General features: G+C 74.0%; 26 protein-coding genes. 14 read left to right on the top strand and 12 right to left on the bottom strand.

The window, feature by feature from the left end:
- The first annotated feature begins 535 nt into the window (after positions 1 to 535).
- A complete protein-coding gene (locus LWC33_RS25995; protein ID WP_233307302.1) occupies positions 536 to 1,951 on the top strand; it encodes an MFS transporter in 1,416 nt (471 codons plus the stop codon).
- Here LWC33_RS25995 and LWC33_RS25990 read toward each other — a convergent pair.
- Both LWC33_RS25990 and LWC33_RS25985 read right to left on the bottom strand, forming a co-directional pair.
- Entirely contained in the window at positions 1,948 to 3,084 is a 1,137-nt protein-coding gene (locus tag LWC33_RS25990; protein WP_233307301.1) for an MBL fold metallo-hydrolase, read from the bottom strand. The two genes, LWC33_RS25995 and LWC33_RS25990, sit on opposite strands and share 4 nt — an antisense overlap.
- 68 nt (positions 3,085 to 3,152) lie before the next feature.
- Positions 3,153 to 3,740, bottom strand: coding sequence for a TetR/AcrR family transcriptional regulator (locus LWC33_RS25985; protein ID WP_233307300.1), 588 nt, complete (start codon positions 3,738 to 3,740; stop codon positions 3,153 to 3,155).
- Positions 3,741 to 3,896: 156 nt separating this feature from the next.
- On the opposite strand from LWC33_RS25985, the gene LWC33_RS25980 reads away from it, so the two are divergent.
- Positions 3,897 to 4,394, top strand: a complete 498-nt coding sequence (locus LWC33_RS25980; RefSeq protein WP_233307299.1) for a MarR family winged helix-turn-helix transcriptional regulator — start codon at positions 3,897 to 3,899, stop codon at positions 4,392 to 4,394.
- 100 nt (positions 4,395 to 4,494) lie between these two features.
- Positions 4,495 to 7,095 carry an MFS transporter gene (locus tag LWC33_RS25975; RefSeq protein WP_233307298.1) on the top strand — a complete coding sequence of 867 codons (2,601 nt, stop codon included), beginning with the start codon at positions 4,495 to 4,497 and terminating at the stop codon, positions 7,093 to 7,095.
- A 75-nt stretch (positions 7,096 to 7,170) separates the two neighbouring features.
- Here the strand turns inward: LWC33_RS25975 and LWC33_RS25970 are convergent, their stop codons facing one another.
- Complete coding sequence (locus LWC33_RS25970) at positions 7,171 to 7,596, bottom strand: organic hydroperoxide resistance protein (protein ID WP_308191007.1); 426 nt, start codon at positions 7,594 to 7,596, stop codon at positions 7,171 to 7,173.
- Between the two features lie 102 nt (positions 7,597 to 7,698).
- Between LWC33_RS25970 and LWC33_RS25965 the strand changes: the two genes are divergently transcribed.
- A complete protein-coding gene (locus LWC33_RS25965) occupies positions 7,699 to 8,319 on the top strand; it encodes a TetR/AcrR family transcriptional regulator (RefSeq protein ID WP_233307296.1) in 621 nt (206 codons plus the stop codon).
- 662 nt (positions 8,320 to 8,981) lie between these two features.
- On the opposite strand, the gene LWC33_RS25960 is transcribed toward LWC33_RS25965, so the two are convergent.
- Positions 8,982 to 10,316, bottom strand: a complete 1,335-nt coding sequence (locus tag LWC33_RS25960) for an amidohydrolase family protein (protein ID WP_233307295.1) — start codon at positions 10,314 to 10,316, stop codon at positions 8,982 to 8,984.
- Complete coding sequence (locus LWC33_RS25955) at positions 10,313 to 11,485, bottom strand: CoA transferase (protein ID WP_233307294.1); 1,173 nt, start codon at positions 11,483 to 11,485, stop codon at positions 10,313 to 10,315. Before LWC33_RS25955 ends, LWC33_RS25960 begins: the two co-directional genes overlap by 4 nt.
- A 44-nt stretch (positions 11,486 to 11,529) precedes the next feature.
- Between LWC33_RS25955 and LWC33_RS25950 the strand changes: the two genes are divergently transcribed.
- The gene (locus tag LWC33_RS25950) at positions 11,530 to 12,585 is read left to right on the top strand and encodes an enoyl-CoA hydratase/isomerase family protein (protein WP_233307293.1); all 1,056 of its coding nucleotides are present in this window, start codon (positions 11,530 to 11,532) and stop codon (positions 12,583 to 12,585) included.
- Positions 12,575 to 13,012, top strand: a complete 438-nt coding sequence (locus tag LWC33_RS25945) for a DUF5709 domain-containing protein (RefSeq protein WP_233307292.1) — start codon at positions 12,575 to 12,577, stop codon at positions 13,010 to 13,012. The genes LWC33_RS25950 and LWC33_RS25945 overlap by 11 nt, the downstream gene beginning before the upstream one ends.
- Positions 13,013 to 13,045: 33 nt before the next feature.
- Here LWC33_RS25945 and LWC33_RS25940 read toward each other — a convergent pair whose 3' ends face one another.
- Both LWC33_RS25940 and LWC33_RS25935 read right to left on the bottom strand, forming a co-directional pair.
- Positions 13,046 to 13,759 carry a response regulator gene (locus LWC33_RS25940; protein WP_233307291.1) on the bottom strand — a complete coding sequence of 238 codons (714 nt, stop codon included), beginning with the start codon at positions 13,757 to 13,759 and terminating at the stop codon, positions 13,046 to 13,048.
- A complete protein-coding gene (locus LWC33_RS25935) occupies positions 13,756 to 14,976 on the bottom strand; it encodes a sensor histidine kinase (RefSeq protein WP_233307290.1) in 1,221 nt (406 codons plus the stop codon). Before LWC33_RS25935 ends, LWC33_RS25940 begins: the two co-directional genes overlap by 4 nt.
- 219 nt (positions 14,977 to 15,195) lie before the next feature.
- Here LWC33_RS25935 and LWC33_RS25930 point away from each other — a divergent pair, with 219 nt between their 5' ends.
- Positions 15,196 to 15,564 carry a DUF6223 family protein gene (locus LWC33_RS25930; RefSeq protein ID WP_233307289.1) on the top strand — a complete coding sequence of 123 codons (369 nt, stop codon included), beginning with the start codon at positions 15,196 to 15,198 and terminating at the stop codon, positions 15,562 to 15,564.
- 22 nt (positions 15,565 to 15,586) lie between these two features.
- Here the strand turns inward: LWC33_RS25930 and LWC33_RS25925 are convergent, their stop codons facing one another.
- The 4 genes from LWC33_RS25925 to LWC33_RS25910 all read right to left on the bottom strand — a co-directional run bounded on the left by LWC33_RS25925 (position 15,587) and on the right by LWC33_RS25910 (position 18,833).
- The gene (locus LWC33_RS25925) at positions 15,587 to 15,853 is read right to left on the bottom strand and encodes an alpha/beta fold hydrolase (RefSeq protein WP_233307288.1); all 267 of its coding nucleotides are present in this window, start codon (positions 15,851 to 15,853) and stop codon (positions 15,587 to 15,589) included.
- Positions 15,854 to 16,085: 232 nt separating this feature from the next.
- Positions 16,086 to 16,391: an antibiotic biosynthesis monooxygenase family protein gene (locus tag LWC33_RS25920; protein ID WP_233307287.1), complete on the bottom strand. Its 306-nt coding sequence runs from the start codon at positions 16,389 to 16,391 to the stop codon at positions 16,086 to 16,088.
- 97 nt (positions 16,392 to 16,488) lie between these two features.
- Positions 16,489 to 17,475 (bottom strand): LacI family DNA-binding transcriptional regulator, encoded by a 987-nt coding sequence (locus tag LWC33_RS25915; protein ID WP_233307286.1) that lies wholly within the window; start codon positions 17,473 to 17,475, stop codon positions 16,489 to 16,491.
- Between the two features lie 314 nt (positions 17,476 to 17,789).
- Positions 17,790 to 18,833, bottom strand: coding sequence for a LacI family DNA-binding transcriptional regulator (locus LWC33_RS25910; protein ID WP_233307285.1), 1,044 nt, complete (start codon positions 18,831 to 18,833; stop codon positions 17,790 to 17,792).
- A 192-nt stretch (positions 18,834 to 19,025) separates the two neighbouring features.
- Here LWC33_RS25910 and LWC33_RS25905 point away from each other — a divergent pair, with 192 nt between their 5' ends.
- Genes LWC33_RS25905 through LWC33_RS25885 form a run of 5 tightly spaced genes read left to right on the top strand, consistent with a single transcriptional unit; the run spans position 19,026 to position 23,704 of the window.
- Positions 19,026 to 19,949 (top strand): sugar phosphate isomerase/epimerase family protein, encoded by a 924-nt coding sequence (locus tag LWC33_RS25905; protein WP_233307284.1) that lies wholly within the window; start codon positions 19,026 to 19,028, stop codon positions 19,947 to 19,949.
- A gap of 14 nt (positions 19,950 to 19,963) precedes the next feature.
- Positions 19,964 to 20,962, top strand: coding sequence for a Gfo/Idh/MocA family protein (locus LWC33_RS25900; RefSeq protein ID WP_233307283.1), 999 nt, complete (start codon positions 19,964 to 19,966; stop codon positions 20,960 to 20,962).
- Positions 20,959 to 21,849 (top strand): sugar phosphate isomerase/epimerase family protein, encoded by an 891-nt coding sequence (locus LWC33_RS25895; protein ID WP_233307282.1) that lies wholly within the window; start codon positions 20,959 to 20,961, stop codon positions 21,847 to 21,849. The genes LWC33_RS25900 and LWC33_RS25895 overlap by 4 nt, the downstream gene beginning before the upstream one ends.
- Positions 21,850 to 21,908: 59 nt before the next feature.
- Positions 21,909 to 23,357: a sugar porter family MFS transporter gene (locus tag LWC33_RS25890; RefSeq protein WP_255692928.1), complete on the top strand. Its 1,449-nt coding sequence runs from the start codon at positions 21,909 to 21,911 to the stop codon at positions 23,355 to 23,357.
- Positions 23,354 to 23,704 (top strand): universal stress protein, encoded by a 351-nt coding sequence (locus LWC33_RS25885; protein ID WP_233307281.1) that lies wholly within the window; start codon positions 23,354 to 23,356, stop codon positions 23,702 to 23,704. The genes LWC33_RS25890 and LWC33_RS25885 overlap by 4 nt, the downstream gene beginning before the upstream one ends.
- Before the next feature lie 802 nt (positions 23,705 to 24,506).
- Here the strand turns inward: LWC33_RS25885 and LWC33_RS25880 are convergent.
- A complete protein-coding gene (locus LWC33_RS25880; RefSeq protein ID WP_233307280.1) occupies positions 24,507 to 25,022 on the bottom strand; it encodes an Hsp20/alpha crystallin family protein in 516 nt (171 codons plus the stop codon).
- Positions 25,023 to 25,137: 115 nt separating this feature from the next.
- Here LWC33_RS25880 and LWC33_RS25875 point away from each other — a divergent pair, with 115 nt between their 5' ends.
- A complete protein-coding gene (locus tag LWC33_RS25875; RefSeq protein WP_233307279.1) occupies positions 25,138 to 25,302 on the top strand; it encodes a hypothetical protein in 165 nt (54 codons plus the stop codon).
- Positions 25,303 to 25,388: 86 nt separating this feature from the next.
- A complete protein-coding gene (locus tag LWC33_RS25870) occupies positions 25,389 to 25,700 on the top strand; it encodes a YrhK family protein (protein ID WP_233307278.1) in 312 nt (103 codons plus the stop codon).
- Positions 25,701 to 25,810 lie beyond the last annotated feature (110 nt).

The following is a 25,810-nucleotide window of genomic DNA, read 5'->3' as shown; positions in this document are numbered from 1 at the left end:
GGGCCCGCGCGGTTGGCGTGATCGACCGGGTGCCACCGGTTCGGGAGGCGTTGCGGTGCTCTCGACGACTGCCCGACCCGCGCACACCCGAAAGTGCTCCCCGCGGGCCGTCGACGGGGTGTTGCGACGAACTCTGCGGGTGTGGGACCGGGCAGGAGTGGGTGTGCCGCGCGGGAGTGGGTGTGTGACCAACTTCGCGGGTGTGCGGCCGGGTCGGAACGGGCATGCGACGCCGGGATGGATGTGGGACCGGCGAGCAGTAGGTGTGGGCCGAACCGGGTGGGCGAGCCGCACGTGCAAGGGCCGCGGCGAGTCGGTGTGCGAGCGAGCGGGCTCGCCCGCAGCGGGCGGAGCGACCGCGGATGAGGCGCGGTTCGCCGGGTACCCGGGCGCCGCCGCCATCGTGCGACTCCCGCCACGTGATCGGACGAAGCTTCCTGACCAGCGCGAACGCGCAACACGCCTGATCGTTCCGTCCTGCAATCCCGTGGTACCGCGACTAGCGTTCCCCGGCGGTATGACGGAAGGACATGTAGTGGCCGACGAGGGACACGACTCCGGGCTGACCCTGGACGAGATCACCATCACCGACGAGGCGACGATCCGGAGGGCGGTCGGCGCGGCCGCCATCGGCAACGTCACCGAGTGGTACGACTTCGGGGTCTACTCGTACCTCGTCGTCACGATCACCAAGGTCTTCTTCAGCGACCTGCCCCCCGCGACGGCGACCGTGTACGCGTTCGCGGTCTTCGCCGTCTCCTTCGTCGTCCGGCCGCTCGGCGGGCTGTTCTTCGGCCCGCTCGGGGACCGTGTCGGACGCACGAAGGTCCTCTCGATCACGGTGATCATGATGGCCGCCGGCACGACGATCCTCGGCCTGCTGCCCGGCTACGCGACGATCGGCATCGCGGCGCCGCTGCTGGTGCTGCTGGTCCGGCTGATCCAGGGGTTCTCCACCGGCGGCGAGTACGGCGGCGCGATGACCTTCATCGCCGAGTACGCCCCCGACCGGCGGCGCGGGTTCCTGGGCAGCTGGCTGGAGTTCGGCACGCTCACCGGGTACGCGCTCGGCGCCGGGCTCGTCACGTTCCTGACCTGGCTCCTCACCCCCGAGCAGCTGGTGAGCTGGGGCTGGCGGATCCCGTTCCTGCTGGCCCTGCCGCTGGGCGTCATCGGGCTCTACCTGCGGGTGAAGCTGGAGGAGACGCCCGCCTTCCAGGCGATGCTGAAGTCGTCGGAGTCCAAGGAGGGCACCCCGACCGGCCGCGCCTTCCGGCTCATCTTCACGAAGTACTGGAAGCAGATGCTGATCGCGGGCGGCGTGATCGTCGTCTGGAACGTCACGAACTACGTGTTGACCGCGTACGTCCCGACCTACGTCACGGAGACGCTGCCGCCGGAGGACCGGATCAGCGAGTCGGCGTCGAACCTGCTGCAGATCGCCGTGCTGGTGATCCTCATGGCCGTGATCACGTTCCTCGGACGGCTCAGCGACCGGATCGGCCGGCGCCCGGTGCTCATGATCGGGTCGGTCGCGCTGGTGGTGCTCGGCCTGCCGTCCGTGCTGCTGCTGCGCCAGGGCGGGGTCGGCACGACGTTCCTCGGCCTGCTGGTGATGGGCCTGATGCTGGTCTGCTTCTCGTCGACCTCGCCGTCGACGCTCCCGGCGCTGTTCCCGACCGAGATCCGCTACGGTGGCCTGTCGATCACCTTCAACCTCTTCGTGTCCGCCTTCGCCGGCACGGCCGCCACGGTGATCGGGGCGCTGGTGCTGGCCACCGGGGACCTCAACTGGCCCGGCTACTACCTGATGGCGGCCGGGGTCGTCGGGGCGGTCTCGGTGTGGCTGCTCGCCGAGAGCGCCCGCCGCCCACTCGCCGGCTCCCAGCCCGCGGTGTCCAGCGAGGCCGAGGCGCGCGAGCTGATCGAGAAGGACTCTGGGGGCGTCTAGGCGACGGCGCGGCGCGCGAGCCGGACCCGCAGCGTGTGGTCCGGCTCGGGCGCCGTGATGGCGCCAGGGACGCCCCCGAGGCACTCGAGCTCGCCGCGGTCGACGAGGTAGCGCACGTGGGAGGCGGTCTCGGCGAGCGCGCCGATCCGCATCGGGCCGACCTCCTCCCACGGCCGCGACCAGGTCAGCCGGGCGGCCAGCTCCCACATCGTCGGCTCGCCGGCCTGGCGGACGATCTCCGTGAGCTCCCGGCACCGCTCGGCGTGGTGCGCCTGCAGCGCGCGGGACCGCGCGGCGAGGCCCCGGAACCGGTACTCGTGCGCCGGCAGCGCCGTGAGCCCGCCGTGCTCGTCGTCGGTGACGGCCACGCGCTCGAGCGAGTCGAGGAAGGTGGCGAGGGCCGGGGCGTCGGAGCTGGGCGTGAGGCCGATGTTCGGGGTGATCCGCGGCAGGACGTGGTCGCCGGTCAGCAGGACCCCCGCGTCGGCCTCCAGCAGGCAGATGTGCCCCGGGGTGTGGCCGGGGGTCCAGAGCGTGCGGAGGGTGCGGCCCTTCAACGGGAGCACGTCGCCGTCGTCGAGCAGGACGTCCGGCTCGGCCATCGACCCGTCGGGTCCCCCGGAACGCGGCCCGGTCAGCTCGCCGACGTCGGTCTCCGACGCGCCGCAACCGCAGAGCCAGCCGGCCATGACCCGGCGGCGGTCCTCGGCGCTGCCGGAGCTCCACCGCTGGGGGAGCGTCGCGGCCTCGGCGGTGTGCATCGCGATCCACGCGCCGCTGCGCTCGGCGAGCCGGCCGGACAGGCCGTGGTGGTCGGGGTGGACGTGCGTCGCGACGATCCCGACGACGTCGTCGAAGCCCGCGCCCGCGGCCCCGAGCCCGGCGACCAGGGCGTCCCAGGTCTCGTCGGTGTCCCACCCGGGATCGACGACGACCACGCCGTCGTCGCCCGGGACGACGTAGCTGAGCGTGTACCGCAACGGGTTGTGCGGGATCGGGACCGGCACGGACCATAGGCCCGCCTCCAGCCGCTCGACGGGCGGGAGCACCTTCGCCGCCCACGCCTCGCGCTGCGCGGTCCCGACGACCTCCACACCCGCGGGGACACCGCCCGCGGGGACCCTCTGCACCACCCGGTCACCCACTTCCTGGACGCCGAACGTCCGAAAACCTGCTCGGACGGTAACCCGGGCCGGGTCGCTCACTCAACCGAGCGCAGGAGGAACGTGACGAGACGCTCCGCGTAGTCCTCGACGTCGATGTTCGGCCGCAGTCGCTCCGGGGTGGACGAGACGTGCAGCGCGACCCCGCCGCACAGGGTGTCGAGCAGCAGCGTGACGGGGGTGTCGGCGGCGATCTCGCCGCGCTCGATCCCGCGTCGGACCATCGCCCGCGCCGCCCGCACCTGCGCCTCGCGGTGCCGCTCCCAGCGCTCGGCCACCCCGGGGAGCTGCGGGGCGTCGAGTCCCATCCGCTCGAACGCGCGGCCGGACGGGCCGAGGTGCATGTCCAGGAGCTGCCGCGCCAGGCGGACGAGGTCGCCACGCAGGGTCCCGGTGTCGACGTCCGCGACGGGCGGCACCCGGTCGGCGAGCGCGCCCACCAGCAGCGCCTCCTTCGTCGGCCAGCGCAGGTAGATCGACGCCTTGCCGACGCCGGCGCGGCGGGCCACCGCCTCGACGCTGAACCCCGCCCAGCCCTGGCTGCCGAACAGCTCGACGGCCGCACGGGTGACCCGGCGGTCGACGTCGGGATCGCGCGGGCGGCCCGCGGTGGGAGAGGCGCTCATCTCGCGGCCAGGTTAGCCCCGCCGCGGAGGCGGTCCGAGCGGGACGGACCGGGAGGACAGGGCCCGGAGGACCCGATGGGGCGAAGGTGACGGACCAGAAATTGCATGGCGAAAGCATCAGAGTATCCTTGCGTGTAGCAACCAAGGGAGAGGGCCGTGATCAGCACGTCGACGGCGTCGGACCTCGTGGAGGCCATCCGGGAGTTCGTCGGCCTCGGCCGTCTCGCGCGCCAGCTGGCCGACGCCGAGCCACCCGCCGAGGGGTCGTCGTGCGTCCTGCACCCGACCCGTGCCGGGCTGCTCGGCCTGCTCGTGGCCGAGGGGGAGCAGCGCCTCGGGGTGCTGGCCGCGTCGCTCGACGTCGACGCGTCCGTGATCAGCCGGCGGGTCGCCGCCCTCGAGGAGGCCGGCCTCGTCGCCCGCCGTCCCGACCCGCAGGACCGCCGCGCCCACCTGGTGGGTGTCACCGACCGCGGGCGTGCCGCGCTCGCCGCGTACCGCGAGCACCGTGCCGAGCAGGTCGCCGCCGCCCTCGCCCACCGCACGGACGAGGAGGTCGGCCGGATCGCCGATGAGCTCCGCGGTCTGGTCGCGGACCTGCACCGGATCCCGCCCGCCCAGCGGCGGCGGTCCGAACCGGCGCCCACCCGGTGACCGCCGGCCGGCCCGGGCCACGCCCCGGCCGACACTCCCCGCACGCAGTCGCGACACCCCGAGACACCCCCCCGAGACACCCAGAGACGAGGAAGCACGCGTGTCCACCACCCGCGCCGAGACACCGGTCGCGCCGAGCGCGCCGGCAGCGCCCCCGACGAGCGGTGAGGCCGGCGGCATGACGCACCGCCAGGTCCTGCAGGCGCTCTCCGGCATGTTGCTGGCGATGTTCACCGCGTTCCTGTCGGCGACGATCGTCTCGAACGCGCTGCCGACGATCATCACGGACCTGCACGGCTCGCAGAGCCAGTACACGTGGGTGGTCACCGCGACCCTGCTGTCGTCGACCGCCAGCACCCCGATCTGGGGCAAGCTCGCCGACCTCTTCTCGAAGAAGCTGCTGGTCCAGCTCGGCATCGTCTTCTACATCGGCGGGTCGATCCTGGCCGGCTTCTCGCACTCGGTCGACATCCTGATCGTCTGGCGGGCGTTCCAGGGCCTGGGCCTGGGCGCGCTCCAGTCGCTGATCATGATCGTGATCGCCGCGATGATCAGCCCGCGGGAGCGCGGCCGCTACACCGGCCCGATCGCCGCGGTGATGTCGCTGGCCACGGTCGCCGGGCCGTTGATCGGCGGCGTGATCGTGGACAGCGCGCTGGGCTGGCGCTGGTGCTTCTGGGTCGGCGCGCCGTTCGCGGTCGTCGCGCTGATCGTCGTGCAGCGCACGCTGAACCTGCCTGTCGTCAAGCGGGCGGTGAAGATCGACTATCTGGGTGCGGCACTGATCGCGGCCGGTGTCTGCGACCTGCTCATCTGGGTCACCCTCGCCGGCAACGACTTCGCCTGGACCTCGGGCACCTCGTGGCTGCTCCTCGCGATCGGCGTCGTCCTGCTCGGGCTCGCCGTGTTCGTCGAGTCGCGGGCCGCCGAGCCGATCGTCCCGCTGTACCTGTTCAAGGAGCGCACGACGACGCTCGCGGTCGTCGCGAGCATCGCCGTCGGTGTCGCGATGTTCGGCGGTGCGGTCTTCCTGGGGCAGTACTTCCAGATCGCCCGCGGTTACTCGCCCACGGCCTCGGGGCTGCTGACCCTGCCGATGATCATCGGCTCGACGCTCTCGGCGACCGTCTCCGGCATGCTGATCACCAAGCTCGGCAAGTGGAAGGTCTTCCTCGTCGCCGGCGCGATCCTGATGGTCGGCGGCTTCGGCCTGCTCGCCACGATCGACCACGCCACGAACATCTGGCTGATGGGCGTCTACCTCGCCGTGCTGGGCATCGGCATGGGCATGACCATGCAGAACCTCGTGCTGGCCGTGCAGAACACGGTCAAGGTGACGGACCTGGGCTCCGCGTCGTCGGTCGTCACCTTCTTCCGCTCGCTGGGCGGCACGATCGGCGTCTCGGTGCTGGGCGCGATCCTGGCGACCCGGGTCGCGGACCTCACCACGCAGGGTCTGTCCTCGGCCGGCGTGCCCGCCACGGGCGCGGGGTCCGGCGAGGTGGGGATCGGCTCGCTGAACGAGCTGCCGGGCTTCGTCGCCGACATCGTCCGCGGCGCCTACGGCGACGCGACCGCCCGGATCTTCCTCGTCGCGGGCGCGCTGGCGATCGTCTCCCTGCTCGCGGTCGTGTTCATCAAGGAGGTCCCGCTGCGCACGCTGAGCGGGATCCAGCAGCAGGCGGAGGCGGACGGGGCGGCTCCCCTGCCGGCACCGGCAGGAGCCGTCGCCGCGGCCGCCGCGCCGGCGGGCGCCGTCGCCGCGCCGGTCACCGCGGCCGGTCCGGCCGAGCTCCCGACCGAGCTCCCGGCCGACGACCGGCACCGGGGCCGGCACGCCATGCTGCACCACGTGACTCTCGACCGCCCCACCGATCCCGGGGGCGTGGGGCCCGCGATCTACGGCTTCGTCGGCGGCACCGGCGGGGCGGGGATCGGGTACGCCGTCGTCACGCTGACGGCCGGCACAGGGGAGCAGGTCGCGCGCGCCACCACCGACCCGGACGGCGGCTTCGAGTTCCACCTGACCACCGGTGGCACGTACCTGCTGGTCGTGTCGGCCGGCTCGCTGCGGCCCTCCGCGTCGATGGTCGCCGTGGCCGACCGCCCGGTGCGGCACGACGTCACGCTCGGCGGCGGCAGCGAGGTGTCCGGGATCGTGCGGCAGGGTGACTCCGGCGTCCCTGCCGCCGGGGTCACCGTCACGCTGATCGACGCCCGCGGCGACGTCGCCGGTACCACCCGCACCGACGAGGCCGGCCGCTACCGGATCGCCGGGGTCTCCTCCGGCGCGTTCACCCTGGCCGCGGCCGGGCCGGGGGTGCCGGTGGCGACCTCCGTGACCCTGGCCGACGGCACTCCGCTGGTGCACGACGTCGTCGTGCCGAACCGCGCGGAGCTGCGCGGCACCGTCACCGCCGCGAGCAGCGGGCGGGGCGTGCCCGACGCCGTCGCGACCCTCGTCGGTGCCGACGGCCGCGTGGTCGCCTCGACCAGCACGAACGAGGCCGGCGGGTTCGCCTTCGCCGACCTGCCGAGCGGCACCTACACGCTGACGGCGGCCGGGTACGCGCCCGACGTCCAGGTCGTCCGGGTCGACCCGGGCTCGACGACCGAGGTTCGGATCGCGCTCGGCGCGGCCGCTCCGGGCGGAGTCCCGGCCCCGTCGGACCGCGCGCCGCAGCCGATCGCGGGCGACTGACGCCGGACGACGACGGGCCCGGCACCTCCGCGGCGGTGCCGGGCCCGTGGTGTGTCGGCAGGGTGTCTCAGGAGGTCACTCGACCGTCGCGTCGACGGTCACCGGGATGTTGCCGCGGGTGGCGTTCGAGTAGGGGCAGACCTGGTGGGCGGCCTGCACCAGCTCGTCGGCGGTGGCCTGGTCGACCCCGCCGATCTCGGCGTGCAGGGCGACGGTGAGGGCGAAGCCGCCCTCGTCGTTCGGGCCGATGCCGACCTCGGCGGAGACCGACGAGTCGGTGATGTCGATCTTCTTCTGTCGCGCGACGGCCTTGAGCGCGCTGTGGAAGCAGGCCGAGTAGCCGGCGGCGAAGAGCTGCTCCGGGTTGGTGGCGCCGCCGGCACCGCCCATCTCCTTCGGCGTGGCCAGGTCGAAGTCGAGGAGCCCGTCCGACGAGCGGACGTGGCCGTTGCGGGCGTCCCCACTGGACATGGCGGCGGCGGTGTAGAGGACCTTCATGATCGACTCCCAGGGTAGAACGAACGATCTTTCTGGCTGATGCCGACCCTGGCACGCTCCGCCGGCAATTGCAAGACCGATCGTTCTGTCTGTTAGGGTGACGGCATGCCTGCACGGCTCGCCGACTCCCCGTCCCACGGCAGCGCGCCCGGCCCGCCCGGCCGCTCGGTCGGCCGCTCGGTCGGCCGCTCCGAGGCGCGGGAGCGGCTGCTGCGCACCGCGTCCGCGCTGTTCTACGGCGAGGGGATCCGCGCCGTGGGCGTCGACCGGGTGATCGGCGAGGCCGCGGTCACGCGCGCCACGTTCTACCGGCACTTCCCGAGCAAGGACGACCTTGTCGTCGCCTACCTGCGGGCGGTGGACGAGGCGGTCCGTGCGATCGCGGAGGCTGCTCCCGACGGCGCGCCACGGCTGCGGGCCGTGATCGGGGAGATGGGGGAGCAGTCCTGTTCTCCCGGCTTCCGGGGGTGCGCGTTCATCAACGCTGCCGCCGAGTACCCCGACCCGGACAGCCCCGTGCACCGGGCGGTCGCCGAGCACCGGACGTGGCTGACGGCGCTGTTCGTGCGCGAGCTCGGCGCGGCCGGGCACCCGGACCGCGAGCAGGCCGCGGCGCATCTGATGATGCTGCGGGACGGGGCGATGGTGGCGGGCTATCTGGCCGACGCGACCCGGGCCCGGGAGACCTTGACCCGGGGGCTCGAAGGTCTGCTGGACTCTGTTTGAGAAGTCACGATCGCTGGGCTTCGTGATCCAGTTCGTGGCTGGCGGTGGGGTCGCCCGGGTGCCGCCGTGATCAAGGGTGCGTCGCTGCTCGGGAACGACGGCCGACACCGATCTGCCCATTCACGTGTGCTCCGAGGCGGCGGCCGCGGGTGGAAGGGCGCCACCCCGGCCCACCGGCCCATGATCACTGCTGCTGGACTGGGACGGTCGGTTTTCGACGTTCTCCATCCAACAACGGTGATCTTGGCTGGGGAGCCGGGGAACGATCGGGTGGGCGCGGTGTCGGGCGACATGGCCTGGCCGGCCTCGCCCGGTTCGAGGCTCCGGGCCGGACTCCCATCCATGATCATCGCTTCTGGACGGGGATGGTCGGTTTTCGACCTTCGCGGTCCGGCCTCGATGATCTTGTTCAGGGGGCCGGCATCGAGGCCCGCGCCGCCGCTCCCGAGGGGCCACAGGGCGGCGGTGTCGGCGGCACAGGTGCGGGTCGTCGTCGCCGAGCGACCCATCCGACCATGATCCCTACCTCTGGACCACGACGGTCGGTTCTCGACGCTCCCCGTCCACGAGCAGTGATCATGAACCTCCGCTCGCCCGACGACGAGGTCCCGGCCGGGCCGGTGCGCGCCGGGCGGCCCACGGGACCTGAAGCTCGCCGCACGCTAGCACCCGTACACCCACCGCCCCCCGATCACCGTCCCGCGCACCCGCACGGCGGAGGGGGCGGCGAGGGCCGGGGCGAGGGGGCAGTGCAGCAGGACGAGGTCGGCGAGGGTGCCGGGGACGATCCGACGGGGTCCGCCGCCGGGGTCGTCGGGCGGGGCGAGATACCCCGCCAGCGCCTGCCGCGCGTCCAGGGCCTCACCCAACCCGAGCGGCGCACCGTCCGGTGTACGGCGGGTCGCCGCCGCGGCGATCACCACCCACGGGTCGACCGGGCCGTAGGGAGCATCGGAGGAGAGCGCGACCCCGACACCCGCCTCCAGCAGCGTGCGGCACCGGTAGAGGTCCACGTGCTCCGCCGCCGGGACCTCCCGCCGGAAGAGATCACCCCGGTCGGCCAGGAACCCCGGCTGCGTGACGACGGCGAGCCCCCGCAGCGCCGGGACCAGCTCCTCCGGCACCAGCGCGGCGTGCTCGACCCGGTCCGCGGGGTGCCGTCCGGCCTCGTCGAGAGCCGCCAGCAGCAGCACCAGCGACTCGCGGGTCACGCTGTGCACGGCGACCCCGCGCCCGGCCGCGTGCGCCTCCCGGATCCGCGCCACCAGCTCGTCGAACGGCGGCAGCCCGGAGTCGGCGAGCACGATCTTCAGCGGACCGACCGCAGCACCCGGCGGCGGGGTCACCTCGACGGGTAGGCCGAGCAGCGTCATCCGCTGTGGTACTGCCGTGAGCGCCCGGGCCGCCGCCACGGTGAGGTCGGGCGTCGCGTCCGTGACCGCCGTGATGCCGTAGCACGCCAGCTCGACGCCGAGACTGGAGAGGTCGGGGAGGCCGGAACCGGGGAGTCGCGCGCGGAGCCAGTCGTCGGCGCGGAACAGCCGGCCGGTCGGGGTGCCGTCGGCCGCCCGCTCGACGCCGGGGTGGTCGAGCGGGCCGAGCGCCGCGAGCGCCCGGGAGTTGAGGACCCACAGCGCCCCGCTGCGGTGCTGGATCCGGACCGGGCGATCGGGGTGCAGGGCGTCGAGTCCCTGGACGTCGAGGTCGTCGCCGGGGTAGCCCGTGCCCCGGACCCACCCGTGCCCGTCGGCCGGGGCCGCGGCCAACGCCGCCGCGAGATCGGGCCCCGAACAGTCGACCGAGCGGCGAGCCGCGGCGAGCGCGTGCAGGTGCAGGTGGTGGTCGACCAGCCCGGGCAGCAGCGCACCTCCGCCGCAGTCGACCGCGGGCCCGCGCAGCGTTCCGACGGGCGAGACTGCCGCCACCAGCCCGTCCCGGACCCGGACGTCGACCCGCACACCGTCCACCTCGGCGTCGCGCAGGAGGAGATCGGTCACCGGATCCCCAGCTCGGCGAGGACGGTCGCGGTGTCGGTACCGGAGTCCGGCGCGGGGCCGGGCACCGGGCGGGCGCGGGGTGGCGCGACCGGCACCGGTCCCGACGGTGTGGCGACCATCCAGTCCGATCCCTCCCGGCGGGCGCACCCGCCGGGGCTGCCGTCGAGCGTCCGGGCGACGACCTCGGTCATCGCCACGTCGTGCAGCTCGCCGGGCGCGGTGAGGGCCAGGGCGGCCGCGGTGAGCCCGGTCAGCGGATCGGCGATCGCGTCGCCGACGAAGACCGGCAGGCCCGCGGCGTCGCGGGCGACGAGCCCGGCCGACGCCGCGACGTCGTCGCCGAACCCGATCCGGTTCGACGCCCGGCCCGCCGCTGTGATCGAGATCCAGGTGGCGCCGTGCGCGACCGCCGCCTCGGCGTCGAGCCCGAAGCCGCGCAGCGCCCGCGGCCGGGAGGCCTCGATCACGACGTCGGCCGCCTCGACCAGCGACGCGAGCGCGCGCCGGTCGCCCGGCTCGGACGGATCCAGCACGACAGACCGCTCGCCGGAGTGCAGGAGCGCGTGGAACCGCGGCTCGCCCCGGCGGGCGCCGTCGGGCCGCGTCGGCGTCTCGACCGTGACCACGCGCGCTCCGGCCCGGGCGAGCAGGTGCGCGCACAGCGGGCCCGCCCACAACGCCGCGAACGACACGACCAGCAGGCCCGTCACCGGGCGTGGGACGCCCAGCGACAGCGGGGCGGAGCACCCGGACCGCACCGGCGCCGCCGCGACCCCCAGCAGCTCGGCGCGGTCGGCGAGGTCCCGGGCGGGCATCCCGGCCAGGGCGGCGGCGAGGAGCGGCCACGGGTCGTCGTCGGGCAACGGGTGCTCGACGACCGCGCCGAGCAGGGCGGGATCGTCCGGCCGGGCGCACGAGACGGCGGCCCAGCCGTCGGCGATCGGCAGGAGCCGGCAGCTCCCGCCCACCGACACCCGGCCGGCCCGGCGGTGGCCCGTGAAGGCGGCGCGCTCGGCGAGGAGGGCGGCCCCGTCGATCCCGAACAGGGACCCCAGCTCGGCGGCGGTCGACGCGGCGCGGCCCGGCGGGACCTGGGGAGGGCCGTCCGGATGGCCGGTCAGCGGGACGACGCCGGACGCCGCCCAGTCCGCCGCGGCACCGTTCCCCACGGCTGCACCCTAACCGCTGGTCACGGGGCTACGCTCGGTCCGTCATGACGCCACCCACGGTCCGTCCCGCCGACCTCGCCGACCAGGCGCCGTTGCTCGGCGCGGACGCCCGTGTCGACGGCGCGGTGCTGGGCGTGGATCTCACCGGCCCGCCGATCGACGTCGAGCGGCTCGCCCGGATCGCGGAGGAGTCGGACCGGATCCTGATCGGGGTGGGCGAGCCGGGGCCGGGCTGGGCGCCGCTGGTCCGGGCCCTGGCGCTCACGCTGGTACCGGTGGGGCACGACGCCGGGCCGGAGCTCGTCGGCGTCCCCGATCCGGCCGCGGCGCTCGCGGAGCTGCACACCGCGGCCGGGGCGAACCCGCAGGCCGCGACCGTGCTGGCCGGGTTGCTGCGCTGGTCCGGCACGCTGCCCGTCCCCGCCGCGCTCGACGCCGAGTCCTTCGCCTACTCCACCCTGCTCGGCGGCCCGGAGTTCCGCGCGTGGCTCGCCCGCCGCGGGCCGCGGCCGGAGCCTCCGACCGTCGCCGAGCCCGTACGGATCGCGCGGGCGGGGCGCGTCCTGCACCTCACGCTCAACCGGCCCGAGCGGCGCAACGCCTATGGCCGGCAGCTGCGTGACGCCCTCGTCGGCGGGCTCGACCTGGCCCTGCTGGACCCGGACGTCGAACAGGTGGTGATCGACGGGGAGGGCCCGGCCTTCTGCGCGGGCGGCGACCTCGACGAGTTCGGCACCGCCCCCGACCTGGCCACCGCGCACCTGGTCCGGACCCGCGCGGGCGCCGCCCGGCCCGTGCACGCGCTGCGCGACCGCGTCGAGGTCCGGCTGCACGGGCCGTGCGTGGGGGCCGGGATCGAGGTGCCGGCGTTCGCGGGCCACGTCGTGGCGGCGCCGGACACGACCGTCCGGCTGCCCGAGGTCGGGATGGGGCTGATCCCCGGCGCCGGCGGCACGGTGAGCCTGCCGCGCCGCATCGGCCGGTGGCGCACCCTCCATCTCGCCCTGTCGGGTGCCCCCTGCGACGCGACGACGGCCCTTCGCTGGGGTCTCGTCGACGCCGTCGCCGCGCAGTGCCAGGCTGGCGCGCATGAGCCGTGACGACAACGGGCCGGACGTGGACACCGACCAGCTCGAACCCGAGGACACGCTGGACTACCACGGGGTGGAGGACGTCCTCGACGAGGGCTACTCGCCGCCCGAGCGTCCCTGGGCCGTCGACGACTACGGGGTCACGCCCGCCGACGAGCACACCGGTGAGGACCTCGACCACCGGCTCGCCCGCGAGGTGCCCGACGACTGGGGCGACGACGACGAGGACGCGGACTGGGAGTCCGACACCTCCGACACGGACGGCGAGCTGCGCGACGACCAGGTCGGCAACCCGCGCGCGGGGCGCCTCGTCGACGCGGCCGAGGGCGGCGTCTCGGACACCGACCCCGACGCCTGGGCCCGCGACGTCGGCATCGACGGCGCCGGCGCCTCGGCCGAGGAGGCCGCGGTCCACGTCGTCGACGACGCGGAGTAGCGGCCGACGGGCCGCCCGGGTGACCGACCGCGGTCAGGCGGTAGGCGGCTCGACGAGGCGGTGCCGGTACGCGAGGGCCACCAGCTGGGCGCGGTCGCGGGCGCCGAGCTTGGTCATGGCGCGGCTGACGTGGGTCTTGGCCGTGGCATGGCTGATGGTGAGCTCTCCGGCGATCTCGGCGTTGCTCAGGCCGTGGGCGACGAGCGCGACGACCTCCCGCTCGCGGGCGGTGAGCCGGGTCAGCGCGTCGGGGTCGGGTCGGGGCATCGCCGCCCGCGCGGTGAGCCGGGCGATCAACCGCCGGGTCAGGCCCGGGGACAGCAGCGCCTCGCCGCCGGCGACGACCCTGATGCCGCGCAGCAGCTGTGCCGGCTCGGTGTTCTTGATCAGGAAGCCGGCCGCCCCGGCACCCAGGGCGTCGACGACGTACTCGTCGTGGTCGAAGGTCGTGAGGATGAGGACGTGGACGCCCGCGAGGTCGGGATCGGCGACGATCCGGCGGGTGGCGCACAAGCCGTCGACGCCGGGCATCCGGATGTCCATGAGCACGACGTGCGGGCGACTCCGCCGGGCCAGCTCCACGGCGGTCGCCCCGTCGCCCGCCTCGCCGACCACGACCATGCCGGGTTCGGTCTCGACGAGGACCCGGAAACCGCTGCGCACGAGGGCCTCGTCGTCGGCGATGAGCACGCGGACGGGGTCGGTCGCGGACTCGACCGGTGGCTGGCCGTCGTCGCGGGAGGTCATCGCGGGCCCGGCACGGGCAGCTCGGCGCACACCTCGAAGCCGCCGTCGGGGTGCGGTGCGGCGGTGAGGCGGCCGGACAGCGCGCGGGCCCGCTCCCGCATCCCGGCGATGCCGTGTCCGCACCGGGTGTCCGTCGCGGTCCTGCGCCCGTCGTCGCGGATCCGGATGAGCAGTCGCGACGGCTCGTAGGTCAGCACCAGCCGCACGGTGCCGGCCCCGGCGTGGCGGATCACGTTGGTCAGCGCCTCCTGGACGATCCGGTAGGCGGCCAGGTCGACGGGGGCGGGCAGGGGCCGCGGCTCCCCGTCCACCACCAGATCCACGTGCAGACCGGTGGCCCCGGCCGTGTCGCAGAGGTCGGTGAGCCGGTCGAGCCCGCCCCGTGGCGCCCGCGGTTCCCCACCCGGGCCGTCGGCGCGCAGGATGCCGAGGATCGTCCTGACGTCCGCGAGGCCGTCGTCGCAGATCGTCTTGATCGTGGCGAGCGCCTCGCGGGCCTGCGCGGGTCGCTGCTCGGCGACGTGCAGGCCGACGCCGGCCTGCACGCTGACGGTGGCCATGGTGTGGCCGACGACGTCGTGCAGTTCGCGGGCGATGCGCAGCCGTTCCTCGGCCGCGAGCCGGCGTGCCCGCTCCTCGCGGGCCTGGGTCTCGCGGGCGTGCTGGGCGCGGGTGGCGGCGAGCACCGCACGGTGGTAGCCGACGGCCGCGCCGGCGCTGCTCGCCGTGGCCGCCAGCAGCACGGCGTCCGGGACCACACCGACGGTCTCGACATCGCCGAGCACGACCCGGATCGCGAGGATCTGGACGAGCGCGGTGACCGCGGCTGCTCCGACGCCCCACCGCCAGCCGCAGCGGGCCGCGACGGTGTAGCAGCCGATCAACGGGACCAACGCCGCGAGTCGTCCGGGATAGGGGCTGAGGAACCAGAGGAGCGGGACCGCGGCGAGCACCGCCGCGGCCACGAGGGGGTGGCGGCGGCGCACCGTGATCGCGCCCGCGACCGCGACGGCCAGCGCCGCCGCTCCGGCGTCGAGCGGGCGGGCGTCCACCACGGGCGGACCGATCCCGGCGACAGCGGTGACGAGGAGCGCGGCCGCGGCGCAGACGCCGAGAACCGCGTCGGTCGCGACCGGTGTCCACGGACCGCACCGCACCGGCTCACCCTTGGTGTCGACCATCCACCCGCCCTCGATCCGGCCCGTCCCCGGCTCCATGGTCGCGGGTGCCGACCCGGGAGCGCATCCACCGCGAGCGGTGTCTCGGCCTACCGCCCCGGGTCGACGCCGTCTACCACCGGCGGATGACGTACGACGCCGGCAGCAGTCGGAAGTGACGCCCCTCGCCCGACGCGTGGGCCCGGGCCCGGCGCCCACCATCGCTCCCGTTCGGGTCCGGCCTGCAGGCCGGCTCACCGCAACCGAAGGGAGTCCTCGATGTCCGTCCACCTGCTCGCCGCGCCGGACGGCGTTCACCTGTCCGTCGCCGGCGGCTACGTGCTCGGTACGGGGCGGACCGTGCCCACGGTCGCCGCCCTGCTCGCGCTGGTCGGCGTGGTCGTCGGAGGGCTGGCACTGGCCCGTTCCGCCGATCGCGTCGGTCCCCTCGGCAGGCGGGCCGCGGCGGTGGTCGGCCTGGTGCTGGGGCTGGTCGGCGCGGTCGTGGGCGGGCTGCACGCGGCCAACGCCGCCGGCGGCCTCGGTACGGGCAACGGGCTGGCCGGGGCCGTCGCGGCGCTGGTGCTGGGGCTGGCCGGGACGGTGGTCGCCGGGCTGGCGCTGGCACGCTGCCGCCGCGCCGTCTGACCGGCCCACACCAACCGGGTCGTCACACGGGGACGATCGCGGGGGTGGGACGAGGGCGTTCCGCCACCAGCCGGCGCCGGAACGTGTCGGTGTCGCCGAGCACCGGTCGGGTGGTGTGCAGGAAGTCGAGCAGCACCTCGGTGAAGCCGGCCGGGCGCTCGGAGTGGGGGAAGTGCCCGGTCCGCTCGAAGACCTCGAGGCGGCTGCTCGGGAGCCGGTCGTGCGCGGCGAGGCTGTGGGCGAGCGGGATGACCGTGTCGTCGGTCGCGCAGGCCGGCCGCGTAGGCACCGAGCGAGTAGTCGCCGGTCCGGGGTTTCGCGGGCTCCCTGTGGCCGAGCAGGTCCGGTGCGACGACGTGGGCGTGCCTCCCCAGCAGGGGCAGCACCGGCGACCAGGTGGCCGAGCTGCTCGCCAGCCCGTCGGTGGGGCGCCGGGGGCATAGCCGGGTTCCGTGATCGATAGTCGGGCCACGGCTGTCGGGGGCGTCACAGCGTGCGTCCGCTCCCGTGGCCCGCGGGCGTCAGGTCTCGCCGCGCGAGTCGACCACCACCTCGTGCCAGGTGAGCGCGCTGTCGCCCTCCTGCAGACCCTCCATCCGGGTGCGGGTCTCGGCGAAGGCCTCGTCCTCGTGCCAGGCCTGCCAGTCCGCGCGGCTCTGCCAGGTCCCGACCACGACCCTCGTGTTCTGCCCGTCGAGCGGGATGAGCAGCTGCCCGCCGACCCAGCCGGACCGGCCGCGCGCGGCCCCCAGCCGGTCGCGCATCGCGGCGTCCCATTCCGGCTCGGACCCGCGCCTGAGCGTGACCTCGGTGATCACCGTCATCATGTCGATCGCCCCTTCCGGTGCCGTCCCGCCCGGGGTTCCCGCTGCGGGCGCGGGCAGTCCGACCGCGACGGACGGATCCCGCGGAGGCGGGCAGGCGTCAGGCGCTCTCGCGCTCCACCACGCGGGCGGGGAAGCGGCGCACCGCGTGCCCCGGGTCCCACCGCCCCTCGATGGCGGCGAGGACGACCCCGGCGAGCGGGGTGTCACCGCCGGTGAGGTCGGCCGCGACCGAGGTCAGGCGCGGGCGGAGCAGGTCGCAGAAGGGATCGTCGTCCATCCCGATCACGGCGACCCGGCCGGGCACGTCGATCCCGGCGTCGACGAGGGCACCGAGGAGCAGGCCGGCGTGCCGGTCGGTCGGGCCGACGACGCCGTCGGGCATCCAGCCCCGCCGCCACTCCTCGACGACCCGGGCGGCCGCGTCGACCTCGGGGCGCATCGGCACGTAGCGGGCCTCCAGCCCGCGCTCGGCCGCGGTCGCGAGCACCTCGGCGATCCGGTTGCCCAGGACGTGGTCGGCGGACCGGTCGTCGTGCGACCCGAGGACGGCGATCCGCCGGCAGCCCCGGTCGGCGAGCCGGCCCGACGCGGCGCGGCCGAGCTCGCCGTCGTCGAGCACGACGGTGGCGGTGAGTTCCGACGACCGCCTACCGAGCGCCACGGGCACCGTGCCCGCCTCGGCGAGCATCGCGATGCTCTCCTCGGTGAACCGGTCGAGCGTCGCGACGACGGCCGCGGGCCGCAACGCCAGCCATGCCCGGGCCGCCGCGAGCCCGCTGACCGTGGGGTCGCCATGGATGAGGAAGGTGTAGCCCGCCTTGCGCACCTCGGAGGCGATCCGGACCAGGCCGAAGAAGGGCAGCCGGTCGCTGAGGATCGAGCTGCCGTCGACGTGCCCGACGACGAGGTCGCTGCGCCCCCGCCGCAGCGATCGCGCGCTGACGTGCGGGACGTACCGCAGCGCCTCCGCGGCCGCGAGCACCTTGGCGCGCGTCTGCTCCGGGATCCGGGCGCCGGGCGTCCGGTTGAGCACGTAGGAGGCGGTCGCCCGGGACACACCGGCCTGCCGGGCGACGTCGCTCATCGTCGCCGCTCGGGGTCCCGCCGTGCCGTGTGTTCCGTTCGGACCGGTCGTGCCGTCCACCTGGTCGATCCTGCCAGCCACCGTTCCGCCACGATCAGGTTCAGTACCCATGACGCCCGGACGGAGACACCGACGGCCTGCGCGATCACCGAGTGTGCACCGTCGGCGCCCGACAGGGCGTCCGGGGCGAACACCGCCAGGCGGATCGGTGACCGGACGCGGTCGGCCACGATGGACACGTCGACGCCACGCTGCGCACCCGGATCCAGGGTCGATCGGCTGCCCGCATGCCGGGGAGAGCGGAACCCCGCAGGTCAGGGAGCGACGTCCGCGGCGAGGGCCCCTCCGGGAACCCCCGGGGGAGCGGTGGTCCCCCGCACGACCAGCTCGGGGGTCAGCTCGGTCTCGCCCGGCTCGAGGTCGGGGTCGTCGAGGCGGGCGGCCGCGGCCCGCACGGCGTGCCGGGCGAGCAGGCCCGCGTCCTGGCGGACCGTCGTGAGGTCGACGTGCGAGAGCCGGGCGAGCCGGTCGTCGTTGTAGCCCACCACGGAGACCCGCCCCGGGACGTCGACCCCGTTGCGGCGCAGCGTGTCCAGTAGTCCGAGCGCGCACCGGTCGTTGGCCGCGAGGACGGCCGTCGGCAGCTCGGGGCCGGCGAGCAGGGCCTGGGCGGCCGCTATCCCGGCGTCCTCGTGGTAGGCGCCGGGCAGCACCCGTGCCCGGCCGCCGAAGCCGTGCGCCGCCATGGCCTCGAGGTACCCGGTCCGGCGGGCGGCGGCGTTGGGCCCGGTGCCCCCGTCGACGTGCACGACGTCCCGGTGGCCCAGGCCGACCAGGTGGTCGACGGCCTGGCGGACGCCCTCGGCGTCGGCGCTGTGCACGCTGTCGAGCCCCGGGGCGGCCCGCCCCACCACCACGGCCACGGTCCGGGCGCCGAGCTCGGTGAGGAAGGCGTCGCCGACGTCCGGCCCGAGCAGGACGATCGCCTCGCAGCGGTGCGCGAGCAGGCCCTCGACGGCCGTCGCCTCGTCCCGGCCGGGGGTGCGTGCGGACAGCAGGACCTCGTAGCCCAGCCGCTCGGCCTCGGGGTAGATGGCCTCGACGAGGTCGGCCTCGAACGGCTCGCGCACCGTCATCAGCACGCCGAGGGTGCGGCTGCGCCCGCGGGCGAGCAGCCGGGCGGCGCTGTCCGGCCGGTACCCGAGCTCCTCGGCCGCCGCGAGTACTCGCGAGCGGGTCTCGGCGGAGGCCCCGGGCTGGCCACGGAAGACCAGGGAGACCAGCGCACGCGAGACGCCGGCGCGGGCGGCGACGTCGACCATCGTCGGCCGGCGACGCGGCGGGAGGGGCGTGGCCATGGCGGCATCCTCGCAGGTCATGCAGGGGTCGGGAACTTCGGTGCGGTGCGTTCACTGGTATGTCTTGACATGCGCACCTTGCGGTCACCATAGTGTGCCACGGAGCGACTAGAGCGCTCTAGTCACACGACGAGGGCGTCCGACCCGGGCACCCTCGCACACGGCACCGAGGACGACCGGGAGAGCAGTAGCGTGGCCCCTTCATCGACGATCCGGATCGGCTCCGCGCCCGACTCGTGGGGTGTGTGGTTCCCGTCGGATCCCGCCCAGACCCCCGCGGACCGGTTCCTCTCGGAGGTCTCCGGCGCCGGCTACGAGTGGATCGAGATCGGCCCGTACGGCTACCTCTCCACCGACCCGAACGAGCTCAAGGACCAGTGCGACGAGCACGGCCTGAAGATCTCGGCCGGCACGGTCTTCGAGCACCTGCACCGCCCCGACTCGTGGGACGACGTGTGGAAGCAGGTCACCGACGTCGCCGCGCTGACCGCCGCGGTCGGCGGCGAGCACATCGTGGTCATCCCCGACACCTGGCGCGACCACAAGACCGGCGCGCCGCTCGAGGACCGGGTCCTCTCCGACGAGCGCTGGAAGCGGCTCACCACCGGGATGGACGAGCTGGGCCGCCGCATCCTCGAGGAGTACGGCCTGCACGTGCAGTTCCACAGCCATGCGGACAGCCACGTCGGCTACCAGCACGAGATCGAGCGCTTCCTCGAGAACACGAACCCCGAGTACGTGAACCTCTGCCTCGACACCGGGCACGTCTCGTACTACGGCGGCGACAACGTCGCGCTGATCAAGAAGTACCCCGAGCGCATCGGCTACCTGCACCTCAAGCAGGTCGACCCCGCGATCATCGCCCGGGTCGAGGCCGAGGACCTGCCGTTCCCGGAGGCCGTCAAGCTCGGCGCCATGATCGAGCCGCCGCTCGGCGTACCGGACATGCGCGAGGTGATCACCGCGGTCGAGGGGCTGAACCGCGACATCTACGCGATCGTCGAGCAGGACATGTACCCCTGCCCGCCGGACCACCCGCTGCCGATCGCGCGGCGCACCCACACCTACCTCGCCGGCTGCTCGGGCCGGCTCGACATCGGCACCCCGAAGGCCTGAGAGGACGACACGACATGTCCGAGGATCTCCGCATCGCAGTGGTCGGCGTGGGCAAGATGGGCTCCTTCCACGTCGACAGCCTGACCCGACGCGTCCGCGGCGCCCGCGTGACCGTCGTCAACGACTTCTCGGCCGAGCAGGCGGAGAAGGTCGCCGGCCCGATCGGGGCCCGCACCGTCGCCGACCCGTTCGAGGCCATCGGGGCCGACGACGTCGACGCCGTCGTGCTGGCCAGCCCCGGCTTCGCCCACGAGAAGCAGGTCCTGGCCTGCCTCGAGCGCGGCATCCCGGTGCTCTGCGAGAAGCCGCTGACGATGGACGGCCCCTCCTCGTACGAGGTGGTCAAGGCGCAGGCCGAGAGCGGCCGCGACCTGATCCAGGTCGGCTTCATGCGCCGGTTCGACAGCGAGTACGTCGCGCTGCGCGAGCTGATCACGAGCGGGTCGGTCGGCGCCCCGCTGATGCTGCACTGCACGCACCGCAACCCGACCGTGCCGGACTCCTTCAACTCGGAGATGGCCATGGCCGACTCCGTGGTGCACGAGGCCGACTGCACCCGCTTCCTGCTCGGCGAGGAGGTCGTGGCCGTCACCGTGCTGCGCGGGGCGGCGACGTCGGCGGCGCCCGAGGGCGTCTCGGACCCCATGCTCGTGCTGTTCGAGACCGAGTCCGGCCGGCTGGTGACCGTCGAGAGCTTCGTGCGCACCCAGGTCGCCTACGAGGTCCGCACCGAGCTCGTCGCCGAGAAGGGCAGCGCGACGATCGGGCTCGACCAGAACCTGGTGGTCAAGCAGGCAGGTCGCTGGGGCGGCACCATCGCCCCCGACTTCGTGGTCCGCTTCGGCCAGGCCTACGACACCCAGATGCAGCGCTGGGTCGACGCCGCCCGCCGCGGCGCGATCGACGGCGCGGGCGCCTGGGACGGCTACGCCGCCGCCGCCATCTGCGAGGCCGGCATCGAGGCGGTCCGCACCGGCCGGCGCACCGAGGTGAAGCTGGAGGCGCGGCCGTGAAGCTCGCCCTCGACCCGCAGATGTTCTACGCCACGCACTCGGTGCACGAGCTGCCCGACGTCGTGGCGAAGATGGGCTACCGCTGGATGGAGCTGTCGCCGAAGGCGGATTTCATCCCGTTCTTCGGCCACCCGCGCGTCGACGACGCCGGGGTGGCCACGTTGCGCAAGCGGGCCGCCGACGCCGGGGTCGGGATCGCCTCGGTGCTGCCGGTGCTGCGCTGGTCGGGTCCGGGCGAGGAGGAGCGGCAGGCCGCGGTGCGGGCCTGGAAGCGCGCCATCCAGATCACCGTCGACCTCGGCGTGGACACGATGAACTCGGAGTTCAACGGCCGTCCGGAGGGCGCGGAGTTCGCCGAGGCGCAGTTCCTGCGCTCGCTCGACGAGCTGCTCCCGGTGTTCGAGCGCGAGGGCGTCAAGCTCGTGCTCGAGCCGCACCCGGACGACTTCATCGAGGACGGGCAGGCCGCCGTCGACATGGTGCGGGGGCTGAACAAGGACTGGATCTCCTTCCTGTACTGCACCCCGCACACCTTCCACCAGGGCGGTCCCGGCGGAGACGCCGCCGGGATCATCGCCCACGCCGCGGAGAAGGTCACCTACGTGCACCTGGCCGACACCCTGGACCACACCGCGTCGAACGGGCTGCGCTACATCGTCAACCCGCCCGCCTCGACCGTGCGGGTGCACCAGCACGCCGAGATCGGCCGCGGCGAGGTCGACTTCGACGCGGTGTTCGCCGCGCTGGCGTCGGTCGGGTTCGACGGCGTGGTCTCCTCCTGCGTGTTCGGCTGGGAGGAGGACGCCGAGGGCATCAGCGTGCGGCAGCGGGAGAAGGCCACCGCCCTGATCGAGAAGCACTTCGGCGCCGACCGCCTGACCGTCTGACCGCTCGGCCGCGAGGGGCCGGTGCCCCTCGCGGCACCGTCCCCTCGCGAAGGATCGTTTTGTCCCACGACACGCACGACGCCGTGCAGACCGACACGACGCCGTCGACCCCCGGCCGGCACGCCCGCCGGCTCACGCTCCTCACCGTCGTCGCCACCTTCGGCGGCCTGCTCTTCGGCTACGACACCGGCGTGATCAACGGCGCCCTGCCGTACATGACGGACGACCTGGGTCTGACCCCGGCCACCGAGGGCGTCGTCACGAGCTCGCTGCTGCTCGGCGCGGCCCTCGGCGCCTTCCTCGGCGGGCGCGTCTCCGACCGCCGCGGACGCCGCACGATGATCCTCTGGCTGGCGGTGCTCTTCGCCGTCGGCACCCTGATCTGCACCTTCGCGCCCGGTGTCGGCGTCATGGTGCTCGGCCGGGTCGTCCTCGGCCTCGCCGTCGGCGGCGCGTCCGTCACGGTGATCGCCTACCTGTCCGAGGTCTCGCCGGCCGAGCGGCGCGGCCGGCTCGTCACGCAGAACGAGCTGATGATCGTGAGCGGCCAGCTGCTCGCGTTCGTGTGCAACGCCGTCATCGGCGGGATCTGGGGCGAGGCCGGCGGCGTCTGGCGCTGGATGCTGGTGATCGCCACGCTGCCCGCGGTCGCGCTGTGGGTCGGCATGCTCGCGATGCCCGAGAGCCCGCGCTGGCTCGCCTCGCGGGGCCGGTTCGGCGAGGCGCTCGCCGTGCTGCAGCAGGTGCGCGACGCGAAGCGGGCGGAGGCCGAGCTCGCCGAGGTCCGTGCGCTGGCCGAGGAGGACAAGGCCGCGCAGACCGCCGGTTGGCGCGACCTCGCCGTGCCGTGGATCCGCCGCATCGTGGTCGTCGGGCTGGCGATCGCCGTGATGCAGCAGATCACCGGCGTGAACTCGATCATGTACTACGGCACGCAGATCCTCACCCGGTCCGGTTTCGACCGGGACGGTGCGCTGATCGCCAACATCGCCAACGGGGTCATCTCCGTGCTGGCCACGTTCGTCGGGATCTGGCTCCTCGGCCGGGTGCGGCGCCGGCCGATGCTGATCGTCGGGCAGATCGGGACCTTCTGCGCGCTGCTGCTCGTCGGCGTGTTCTCGCTGGTGCTGCCCGAGGGCGTCGGCCGCGCGTCGGTGGTGCTGGCGCTGACCGTGACCTTCCTGGCCTTCCAACAGGGCGCGATCTCCCCGGTGACCTGGCTGATGCTCTCGGAGATCTTCCCGCTCAAGCTCCGCGGCCTCGGGATGGGCGTGTGCGGGCTGATGCTGTGGATCGTGAACTTCCTGGTCGGCCTGCTCTTCCCGATCCTGGTGGCCGCCATCGGGATCTCCGCGACCTTCTTCCTGTTCGCCGGCCTCGGCGTGTGCGCCATGCTGGTGGCGAAGGCGATCGTGCCGGAGACCAAGGGGCGCACCCTGGAGCAGCTCGAGCGCGAGTTCAAGCACGCGAGCGGGCCGGCAGCGGAGACGGCGGAGGTGACGCGATGACGGTGATGGTGGCGGTCCCGGACTCGCCCGAGGGGCGGACGGCCCTCTCGGCCGCGATCGACGAGACGCGCCTGCGCGACACGGACCTGGTCGTGCTCAACCTCGCCCTCGACCCGCTCGACGTCGTCGGGATGCCGAGCGACCTGCCCATCACCGTCCGGGAGCGCACCGGGCACGCCGACCTCGCCGACTGCGTCCTCGCCGCCCTCGACGAGTACGCCGGCAAGGTCGACCTGCTGGTGATCGGGATGAAGAAGCGCACCCCGATCGGCAAGGCCCTGCTCGGCAGCCTCTCCCAGCGCCTGCTGCTCGAGGCCGACGTCCCGGTGCTGGCCGTCAAGCGCTGAAGGGGCACCGCCGCGGTCCACGGCGGTGGTCATGTCGGCTGGCCCGGTCTCGCCTGGCCCGGGTCGCGGGTGGGAACCATGATCATCGGTCGTGGACCGGGGCGGTCGATTTCCGACCGTCGCCGTCCAGGATCGGTGATCACAGCCGCTCTCTCCCTTGTGCGGGAGCCATGATCACCGAGGCCGGGCGGGGACCGTCGACCTCCGACCGTCACAGTCCAGGATCGCTGATCACAGGCTGGGCCCTCCCCGGTATGGGATCCATGATCATCGGATCCGGGCGGGGACCGTCGATCTTCGACCGTGGCGCTCCGGGATCGGTGAACAGAGCGGGGCTCGCCCCACTGTGACGAGGCATGATCATTCGTCTGGAGCGAGGCCGTCGATCTCCGACCAGTGCGCTCCTGAGCTGGTGATCAGGCAGTGTTCTGGGTGCGGAGGGGCCGTGATCGGCGGTCGTGGACGGAGAGGGTCGCTTTCCGACGTCCGCGCTCCACAAGCGGTGATCATGCGAACGGGTCGTGACCGTGCTGTGAGCCATGATCACGGGTAGTGGACAGTGCCGGTCGATTTTCGACTGTCGCGGTCCACGACCGGTGATCAACGGAGTACGGCGCCGGGATGGAGCGGCCCCGTTCGGTACCGGCGCGGCCCGAGAACGGAACGGCACCCCGCCCATCGGGCGGGGTGCCGTCGTCACTCCTCGGTCGGAACCACCCGACCGGCCGTTCCGTGCCGGGCGCACCGCCGCGACCCAGGAAGGCCACAGCGATGTCGGTCGGAACCACCCGACCGGCCGGGATCACTCCTGCTCGGAGCCCGGCTCGGAGCCCGTCTCCGCGGTCTCGTCCTGCGCCGGCAGCGCGGCGGTCGGGACCTGCACCGGAATGCTGGTCACGCCCGGCTTCTGCGGCTCGACGTAGGCGCCGGCCACGCGGACCTTGAGCACGCCGGCCTCGTAGGAGGCGCTCACCGTGTCGGCGGTGACGTGCTGCGGCAGGGCGAAGCTGCGGCGGAAGGAGCCGTAGCGGACCTCGCGGAACCGGCGGCCGTCGTTCTCCTCGTCGCGCTCGTCACGGCGCGCGCCGTGCACGACGAGCCGGCCCTCCTCGACGTCCACGTGGACGTCGGTGGCGGGGTCGAGGCCCGGGACCTCCAGGGAGACCAGGGCGTCGTCGCCGTCGCGGGCCACCTCGGCGGCCGGGGTGAACCCGGTCTCCGGGCGCGCGAAACGCACGGGGGAGGGACCGAAGGCGCGGCGGACGAGGGCGTCGAACTCGGCGAAGAAGGGGTCGCGGCGCGGGATCAGGGTGCTCATGGTGTGTCTCCTCGATGCTGGTCGCTGGCGGGGTTCGCAGCGTCTGACTGAGCAAACGTGAGTCGACCCGACTCAATTCCCACTTCGAGGAGGTGGAGCACGTCACAGTGGTGGGATGACAGAGGAGCGCGGTCACGATCGGGACGACGAGCCGGGCGGCGACCCGGTCTGCTGGCTGCACCAGCTGTGCCCGGCCTGCGGGGCCATGCCGACGGACGACCCGTCCGCCCCGCGGGACCGGTGCTGGCGGTGCGGCGAGCCCTACCCCGAGGACGAGTGAGGGTTTCGTGGCGCAACCACCGAGGTAGCACCCCCGACGAGGGGGCCGACAGCCCGCGGCCCACGACGATCGAGGAGGACCCACCGGTGAGGAGCGCGCGCAGCCGGATCTTCGACCCCCGCCGCCCGGCCGCGACCCCGCGGCACCGCGAGGTCTACGGCCGCTACCAGAAGGTCTACACGCTGGTGGAGTTCGCGGCGGCGGTCGCGTTCGTGATCGGCAGCGTGTGTTTCTTCTCCGACGCCCTCACGCTGCAGGCCGACTGGCTCTTCCTCGTCGGCTCGATCCTCTTCGCCGTGCGGCCCACGGTCGCCGTCGCACGCGAGGCCCACCTCGCCCGCATCCCGATCCCCGGCCTCGACGAGCAGCACCACCCCGAAGCGACGCACGCCGGCTGACAGCGGACAGCCGAGCCACACCGCTGGACGGCCGAGCCGCCCGACAGCGCCTGGCGGCTGCGCCCGACACCGGACAGCACTGTGCGCGGCGAGGAGCGCTCCTGCACCAC

Source organism: Pseudonocardia terrae, assembly GCF_021343995.1.
Lineage (GTDB): Bacteria > Actinomycetota > Actinomycetes > Mycobacteriales > Pseudonocardiaceae > Pseudonocardia > Pseudonocardia terrae.
The sequence above is the reverse complement of the archived record's forward strand: the minus strand, read 5'-3'. Positions and strand labels throughout refer to the sequence as shown.